Origin of the sequence: Streptomyces sp. DvalAA-14, assembly GCF_900091855.1 — a bacterium.
GTDB lineage: Bacteria > Actinomycetota > Actinomycetes > Streptomycetales > Streptomycetaceae > Actinacidiphila.
The window spans coordinates 1-7,537 of the sequence record NZ_FMCH01000454.1; the positions used below are offsets into that span (position 1 = coordinate 1).

A 7,537-nucleotide genomic window follows, 5' to 3' on the forward strand; every position below is an offset into this window, starting at 1 on the left:
GCACGACGGGGGCGCGCGTCACCCGATCGGCGCGGGCCGGGCGGTCGTGGCGACCGCGCCGTGATCGGCTTGACCGGGAGCGGCGCGGTGCCGGGCCTCTCGTGGAGGTGAACGGTGTCAGCCGGATACGCGGACGGACGGGTCGCCGTGGTGACGGGGGCGGCGCGCGGAGTCGGGGCGGCGGTCGCGCGCGAGCTGTCCGCCCGAGGGCTGCGTGTGGTCCTGCTGGGCAGGGAGCTGGACTCGCTGCGGGAGGTGGCGGACGGTCTGCCCGGGGATTCCTGCTGTATCGAGGCGGACGTCACCGACGAGGCGGCGATGCAGGGAGCCGCGCGAAGCGTGGCGGCCCGCTTCGGGCCGGCCTCTGTCGTGGTGGCCAACGCCGGCATCGCCCAGGCCGGACCGTTCGCCGCCTGCGACGCGGCTTTGTGGAACCGGGTGATCGACGTGAACCTGATCGGCAGCGCGGTCACCGCCCGGGTCTTCCTGCCCCAGCTCGTCCGGACCCGCGGCTACCTGCTGCAGGTCGCCTCGACGGCCGCTTTCGGATCCGCGCCGATGATGAGCGCGTACTGCGCCTCCAAGGCGGGCGTCGAATCGTTCGCCCGCGCCCTGCGGATGGAGATGGAACCCGAAGGCGTCGCGGTCGGAATCGCCTATCTGCACTGGACCGGCACCGACATGATCGGCGAACTCGACGAGCACGTCGTCCTGCGTGAGCTGCGCCGGCACCAGCCCGCGCCCGCCCGCCGGGTGTACACGGCCGCCCGGGTCGCCACCTGGCTCGTGCACGCCGTGGAGCGCCGTTCGCCCACCGTTTACGCGCCCCCCTGGCTGCGGGTGGCCCAGCCCTTGCGCCCGCTCTTCCCGTACGTCGTCGCCCGCGTCGCGCGGCGCTCCCTCGCACGGATGTCCGCCGCCGAGCTTCATCGGGTCTCCGGGGTCCTGGGAACGGGCGGACGCGCCGACTGGGACGGCGCTCGGCCTGCCGCTCCCACCAGGCCCACCACGCCGCCACAGACCTGATGCCGCCGGCCGGCGACAGGAGCACGGCGAGGCCGGACGGTCAGCGGTAGTAGCCCTCGACCACGGCCCGTACCTCGTCGAACAGCGCCGGGCCCTCCTGCGGCACGGCTGGCCGGCCGCTGCCGGGCCTGATGTCCAGCAGCTGCCGGCCGGACAGGGCGAACACCACCCGCCGCAGCCCGGCCTGCTGGATGACCGCCGCGCACATCCCGCACGGCTCGCAACTGGTGTACATCGTCGTTCCCGCCGCGGTGGCGGCGTCCAGTTCCCTCGCCGCCCACCGTGCCAGCTTGAGTTCCGGGTGCGCGGTGATGTCCTGGTCGGTGCGGGTCGTGTTGCGCTCCTCCGCCAGCACCGTCCCGTCCGGTCCCGCCAGCAGCGACCCGAAGGGCGGATCGCCGGCCGTGCGGGCCGCCGCCGCGAGCGCGATGGCCCGCCGCAGGAGGGTGTGGTCCTCGGGTGTCGTCATGCCTGCTCCTGTCCCGTGATGATCCGCCCTTTCCCTGCCGGGCGCCGGCGTACGCGCCCCGCGGAGCGTGCATGGACCTTCCCCTTGACGTGGCGGAGCATCCGCAGGGTAGCCGTCGGCTGCGTGGGTTGGGTCAGCGGCTCGGGGCGTGACCGCAGGAGCCGGTCCCGGACGGTGGCGACCGCCGGGCGGGTGGAGGCTCGGGCGCGCTCCACCGGGAACCCGGTCCACGGCTCGTACCTGACGACCGGGGCGAAGGCTCCGCTGCGCGGGCGCCATCGACGTCGTCTTCCACGGCAACGCCGGTGACATCCGCGTGGTGAACCCTCCGCTGTCCCTGGACGAGTTCCTGACCGCCAAGCAGGCCGGTCCCTCCCGTCTTCGGCCCGCCGCCGGAGGCGGGAGCCCCCGGCGCCCGCAGCCTGCCGGCGGTCGCCCGCAGGGGGGACGCCCGCGCCCGTTCCCCCCCTTGCGGCGCGACGGCGCGGGCCGGCGCGTTCGGCGGCCCGGGGTGCGCCCGGATGCGTCGGGTCGACGGCCGCGCACCCTGTCCGGGTGCGGGTGGCACGGGCAGGGTGGTGCGCAGCGGGGAACCCGTGCTGCTCTTCTGCGGGCGCGTCGGCGCCGCGGGCCGGCGTCCGGACCTGCGGAGGGCCCGTCTTCCGTCGGGTCCGACAGCGCGGTTTCCGAGAAGGATGGTGGGCCGGGGTGGATCCGCTTCGTTTCGACGGCCGGGTGGCGGTGGTGACCGGTGCGGGCCGGGGCCTGGGCCGGGAGTACGCGACGCTCCTGGCGGCGCGGGGCGCGAGGGTGGTGGTCAATGACCTGGGGACCGGGATCGACGGCCGGGGGGCGTCCCCGTCGCCCGCCCAGGTGGTGGCCGAGGAGATCCGGGCCGCCGGCGGCGAGGCCGTCGCGGATGGGCACGACGTCGCCGTGACGGCGGGCGCGCAGGCGCTGGTCGCGGCGGCGCTGGAGCACTGGGGGCGGCTGGACGTCCTGGTCAACAACGCGGGGGTCTCGATCCTGCGGCCGTTGGGCGAGATCTCCGACGAGGAGTGCCGCCGGGTGCTGGACACGCATGTGGGCGGGACGCTGCACATGCTGCGTGCGGCGTGGCCGCACATGGCCGCCTCGGGATACGGGCGGATCGTCAACACCTGCTCCGACGCGCTGTTCGGCGACAGCGGGCTCAGCGTCTACGCGGCGGGCAAAGGCGCGGTGCTGGGTCTGACCACGGCGCTGGCCGTCGAGGGCGCCCCGCTCGGCATCAAGGTGAACGCGGTCGTTCCGGTCGCCGGCACCCGTATGTCACTGGAGGCGGTCCGCGACGACGAGCCGATGACCGCGATGCTCACGTCGCTGTTCCCCGCCCGGCACGTCGCCCCGGTGGTGGCGGTGCTGGCCCACGAGTCCGCGCCCTGCACGGGAGAACTCCTGCACGCGGCGGGCCGCCGGACGGGGCGGATCTTCCTGGCCGCCACCGAGGGCGTGGTGTGGGAGGAAGAGCCGACACCGGAATCGGTCGCCGCGCACTTCGCCCGGATCCGCAGCACCGAGGCGTTCCGCACACCGCGGAGCGTCAGCGACTCCATGGCGTTCTCGCTCGCCCGGCTGGGCGTCGGCGGCGCGCAGCGGCTCGACCTCGATCTCACCACTCCGGCCTCCCCGTGACGAAGACCCGCCGCACCCAGGCGCTCGCCCCGCGTGACCCGGTCCGCATCCGCCTGCTACGCCCCCGGAGGACCCGTGCCGCAGGACATCGACTTCGACCTGCCCCCGGCCGCGGGGATCAGTCCTGACCTCGACGGTGCCCGCGGGCGCAACCTCCAGTGGGTGCGCGGTACGGGCCTGGTGGGCGACGACCGGTCCCTGGCCTGGTTCGTCTCGTGGGACATGCCGCGCCTGGCCGCCCTCGGCTTCCCCTACGCCCGCGGTCCCGCCCTGGACCTGTGCGCGGACGCGATGGCCTTCTTCTTCGTCTTCGATGACCAGTTCGACGGTCCCCTCGGCCGGGAGCCCGCCCGAGTCGCGCGCGTGTGCCAGCAGATGATCGACATCGTCCACGGTGCCACGCCGCCCGCCGACGCCGATCCGTGCTCGCGCGCGTTCGCCGACATCCGGGCCCGCGGCACCCGCGGCGCCCACCCCGCCTGGACCGCGCGCACCGCGCACGAGTGGGAGTACTACTTCGCCGCACACGCGCACGAGGCGATCGGCCGCCTCCGCGCCACCCCCGCGGACATGCGCAGCTACCTGCAGGTCCGCCGCGGCGTCGCCGGCACCGATCTGCCCCTGTCCCTGGGTGAACAGGCCGCCGGGATCAACGTTCCCGCGGCCGCCTTCCACAGCCCCCAGTTGCGCATCATGCGTCAGGCGGCCATCGACGTCACCTTGATCTGCAACGACGTGTACTCCCTGGAAAAGGAGGAAGCACGCGGCGACATGGACAACATCGTCCTCGTCGTCGAACACGCCCGGCGCTGCACCCGCGACGAAGCCGTCGACGCCGCCCGCCAGGAAGTGGCCCGGCGGGTACGGCGGTTCCAGGAACTCGCCGGCCAAGTGCCGGCCATCTGCGCCCGGCTCGATCTCTCCCCCCGGCAACAGGCCGCGGTGGCAAGCTACACCGCGGTCATGACCGGATGGATGAGCGGCTACCACGCCTGGCAGACCGAGACCCTGCGCTACCGCACCGCCCCACAGGTCCGGCCGGCGTCCGGCCCCGGCTACTTCGACCAGGTACTGCGCGCACAGCCCGAGGCGCGGGGTTGCTGACGGGCTGAGCCGCGCCGTCCCGGTGGCTGCGGCGGACTAGGCCGTGTCTGACAAATCCCGCCTGCCCCGCGACGCCTGGCACGCGCGCTCGCTGCGTTGTCGGGGTCGTCCGAGTAGCCCACTACGAGGACACCCTCCCCCAGCTATCGCTGGGAGGTGCCCCCACCGCCTTGCGATCGCACGCACCAGACGCCGCGGGGCCCCGCCCTGCGGGCGGACGGCGCTATTTGTCAGACACGGCCTAGGCCCGGACAGGGACTAACGCAGGTGCCGTATTTATGGTGGTTCTGTGGGCGATAGGCCGCATCCTCGACGGAGGATCCTGCGAGCCTGGACATCTCGGCGCGGCTGCTCGCGGAGCCGCGACGACCGCGCGGGACGGCGGCAGCCGATGCCGATCCGTCCACGGAACGGGGGGCCATGAAGAGGTTCAACACTCCACCGGGTTGGCCGCGGCCACCGGACGGCTGGCTGCCGCCCCCGTGGTGGCAGCCGGATCCCTCGTGGCCGCCGGCGCCGCCCGGCTGGCAGTTCGTCGTGGAGGAGGAGCCGGACCGGGCCGGGGCGCCGGCTCAGCCGGGCCTGTGGATCGCGCTGGCGGGCGGTGCGCTGGTCCTGCTCAGCCCCGTACTGCCCTGGATCCAGGAGGAGGGCGGAGTGGCGGCCTGGGAGATCAAGCCCGGCGTGCGGATCCTGTCCGGTCTGCTGGGCGCGGCGCTCATGGGGGCGGCGCTGGGCAGCATCCGGGCCCGGGAGCCGGGCACCCGCACGGTCATCGCCACGCTGGCATGCGTGTTCGCCGCTGTGGCCTGCGGCGGCTACCTCCTCCTGATCGCCGTCGGGCAGTCCGGCACCCCGGTCGACTCCGGCTACGGCTTCACCGTCGCGTCGCACTGGAGCCCCGGGCCGGGCCTGATCTTCTCCGTGATCGGCGCGGCGGTCTGCGCCGTCGGCCAGGGCATCACCGCCGTCCGCTCGCGCCGCCTGGTAACCGTCCGCCAGCAGCACACGACGCCCGGCTGGCGTTAGGCAGGCGGCGCAGGGGTGCGTACGACGGCTGCCGCCACGTCAGCTGTCCAGTTCGCGGTCGAGGATGTCCGCCCACAGCGCCCTCTCCCGCGCGTCCGGCGGGGCGGCGTGCGGCAGGCGCTCCGGGTGGCCCGGCGGCGGACCGGACCGGGCGGACCGGGGCGGCGCGGTGTCCGCCGCCGGCTCGCCGTGCTCGACCGGGTCACCGCACGAGAGCCTGCCGATGAGCACGAGGGTCTCCCAGAACTCCCGCACCAGCCGGCCGGCCAGCCGCCGCGACCACCCGGATCCGTTCACAGCGGCGGGTTGCCGTGCTTGCGCGACGGCAGGTCGGCGTGCTTGGCGCGCAGCATCGCGAGGGAGCGGATCAGCACCGACCGGGTCTGCGCCGGATCGATCACATCGTCCACCAGGCCCCGTTCGGCCGCGTAGTAGGGATGCATCAGCTCCTGCTTGTACTCCTTCACCAGCCGCGCCCAGGTCGCCTCCGGGTCGTCGGACTCGGCGATCTGCCGCCGGAAGATCACGTTGGCCGCGCCCTCGGCGCCCATCACCGCGATCTCGTTCGACGGCCAGGCGAAGGCCAGGTCGGCGCCGACCGAGCGCGAGTCCATCACGATGTACGCGCCGCCGTACGCCTTGCGCAAGATCAGCGAGATCCGCGGCACGGTCGCGTTGCAGTACGCGTAGAGCAGCTTGGCGCCGTGCCGGATGATGCCGTCGTGCTCCTGCGAGATGCCGGGCAGAAAGCCCGGCACGTCGACGAGCGTCACCAGCGGAATGCTGAAGGAGTCGCACATCTGGACGAAGCGGGCCGCCTTCTCCGACGCGTGGATGTCCAGCGCGCCGGCCATCGCCATCGGCTGGTTGGCGACGATGCCGGTGACATGGCCGTCCAGCCGCACCAGGGTGCACACGATGTTCGGCGCCCAGGCCGCGTGGATCTCGAAGTCCTCACCGTCGTCGGCGATTTCCCGGATCACCGCCCTCATGTCGTAGGCCCGGGTGGGGTCGTTGGGCACCAGGTCGGCCAGAACCGGGGTGGCGCGGTCGGCCGGGTCGCCACCGGCCAGGCGCGGCGGCAGCTCCCGGTTGTTCTGCGGCAGGTGCGAGAGCAGGTAGCGCACGTCGTCCAGGCAGGTCTCCTCGTCGTCGTGGACGAAGTGCGCCACCCCCGAGGTCGCCGCGTGCACATCGGCCCCGCCGAGACCGTCGTGCGTGACCCGCTCGCCGGTGACCGCCTGCACCACGTCCGGGCCGGTGATGAACATCTGCGAGGTGCGGCGCACCATGAACACGAAGTCGGTGAGCGCGGGGGAGTAGGCCGAGCCGCCCGCCGACGGGCCGAGCATCACCGAGATCTGCGGGATCACCCCGCTGTTGCGGGTGTTGCGCTGGAAGATGCCGCCGTAGCCGGCCAGCGCGGTGACGCCCTCCTGGATCCGCGCGCCCGCGCCGTCGTTGAGGGAGACCAGCGGGGCGCCGGCCGCCGCCGCCATGTCCATCAGCTTGTGGATCTTCTCCGCGTGCGCCTCGCCCAGCGCGCCGCCGAAGATCCGGAAGTCGTGCGCGTAGACGAAGACGGTCCGGCCGTGGACGGTGCCCCAGCCGGTGATCACCCCGTCGGTGTGCGGGCGCTTGGCCTCCATGCCGAAGCCGGTGGCCCGGTGCCGGCGCAGCTGCTCGATCTCGGTGAACGAGTCCTCGTCCAGGAGCAGTTCGATCCGCTCGTACGCGGTCAGCTTGCCCTTGTCGTGCTGCCGGCGGGTCGCGGCGGGGTCGGGTCCCTCGCGGGCCGCCTCCTTGAGCCGGCGCAGTTCCTCGGGGCCGGGGCCCGTATGTGCCTGTTCCACGAGACGCATGTGCGGTCACTCCCGTTCGGGTGGCGGGGTCGGGACAGCCGGTGCGAAGTGGCCCGGCAGCGGCGGCCGTTGCGGCCGTGGTCAGGTCAGGCGGCCACTTCCGCCAACAGGTTCCGCGCCTGCGTCAGGCCGTCGGCCGTGACGCCGCTCGCGGAGACGAAGCCGTCGGGCCGCAGCAGCAGGAACGCGCTGCCGTGCCGGGCCACGTGCTGGTGGACCACCAGCGCGGGCAGGCTCGCGGCCAACTTCTGTGCCGCCTCGCTCAGTTCGCCGTCGGCCGGTCCGGTGGTGACCAGCCGGAAGACGGCCCGCTCCGGAGCCGGCCCGGCTCCCGGGACCCAGTGCGGGGCCCGCGCGCCGGGCTCCGGCACCC

General features: G+C 73.9%; 7 protein-coding genes and 1 pseudogene. 4 read left to right on the plus strand and 4 right to left on the minus strand.

From position 1 onward, the window contains the following. Positions 1 to 114: 114 nt before the first annotated feature. Complete coding sequence (locus GA0115240_RS24000) at positions 115 to 1,026, plus strand: SDR family oxidoreductase (RefSeq protein ID WP_093739530.1); 912 nt, start codon at positions 115 to 117, stop codon at positions 1,024 to 1,026. 40 nt (positions 1,027 to 1,066) lie between these two features. Here GA0115240_RS24000 and GA0115240_RS24005 read toward each other — a convergent pair whose 3' ends face one another. Further along, complete coding sequence (locus GA0115240_RS24005) at positions 1,067 to 1,495, minus strand: nucleoside deaminase (RefSeq protein ID WP_093739532.1); 429 nt, start codon at positions 1,493 to 1,495, stop codon at positions 1,067 to 1,069. Positions 1,496 to 2,203: 708 nt separating this feature from the next. Here GA0115240_RS24005 and GA0115240_RS24010 point away from each other — a divergent pair. From GA0115240_RS24010 to GA0115240_RS37665, 3 genes are all read left to right on the plus strand, one after another. Beyond that, positions 2,204 to 3,169, plus strand: a complete 966-nt coding sequence (locus GA0115240_RS24010) for an SDR family NAD(P)-dependent oxidoreductase (RefSeq protein ID WP_093739534.1) — start codon at positions 2,204 to 2,206, stop codon at positions 3,167 to 3,169. Between the two features lie 75 nt (positions 3,170 to 3,244). Next, complete coding sequence (locus GA0115240_RS24015) at positions 3,245 to 4,273, plus strand: terpene synthase family protein (protein WP_093739536.1); 1,029 nt, start codon at positions 3,245 to 3,247, stop codon at positions 4,271 to 4,273. A 420-nt stretch (positions 4,274 to 4,693) separates the two neighbouring features. Then, positions 4,694 to 5,302, plus strand: a complete 609-nt coding sequence (locus tag GA0115240_RS37665; RefSeq protein ID WP_093739538.1) for a hypothetical protein — start codon at positions 4,694 to 4,696, stop codon at positions 5,300 to 5,302. A 39-nt stretch (positions 5,303 to 5,341) separates the two neighbouring features. Here the strand turns inward: GA0115240_RS37665 and GA0115240_RS24025 are convergent, their stop codons facing one another. The 3 genes and pseudogenes from GA0115240_RS24025 to GA0115240_RS37155 form a co-directional block, all read right to left on the minus strand. Next, complete coding sequence (locus GA0115240_RS24025; RefSeq protein WP_093739540.1) at positions 5,342 to 5,599, minus strand: DUF6059 family protein; 258 nt, start codon at positions 5,597 to 5,599, stop codon at positions 5,342 to 5,344. Next, positions 5,596 to 7,164, minus strand: coding sequence for an acyl-CoA carboxylase subunit beta (locus tag GA0115240_RS24030; RefSeq protein ID WP_093739542.1), 1,569 nt, complete (start codon positions 7,162 to 7,164; stop codon positions 5,596 to 5,598). Before GA0115240_RS24030 ends, GA0115240_RS24025 begins: the two co-directional genes overlap by 4 nt. Positions 7,165 to 7,250: 86 nt before the next feature. After that, a pseudogene (locus GA0115240_RS37155) lies at positions 7,251 to 7,537 on the minus strand (hypothetical protein); the annotation flags it as partial.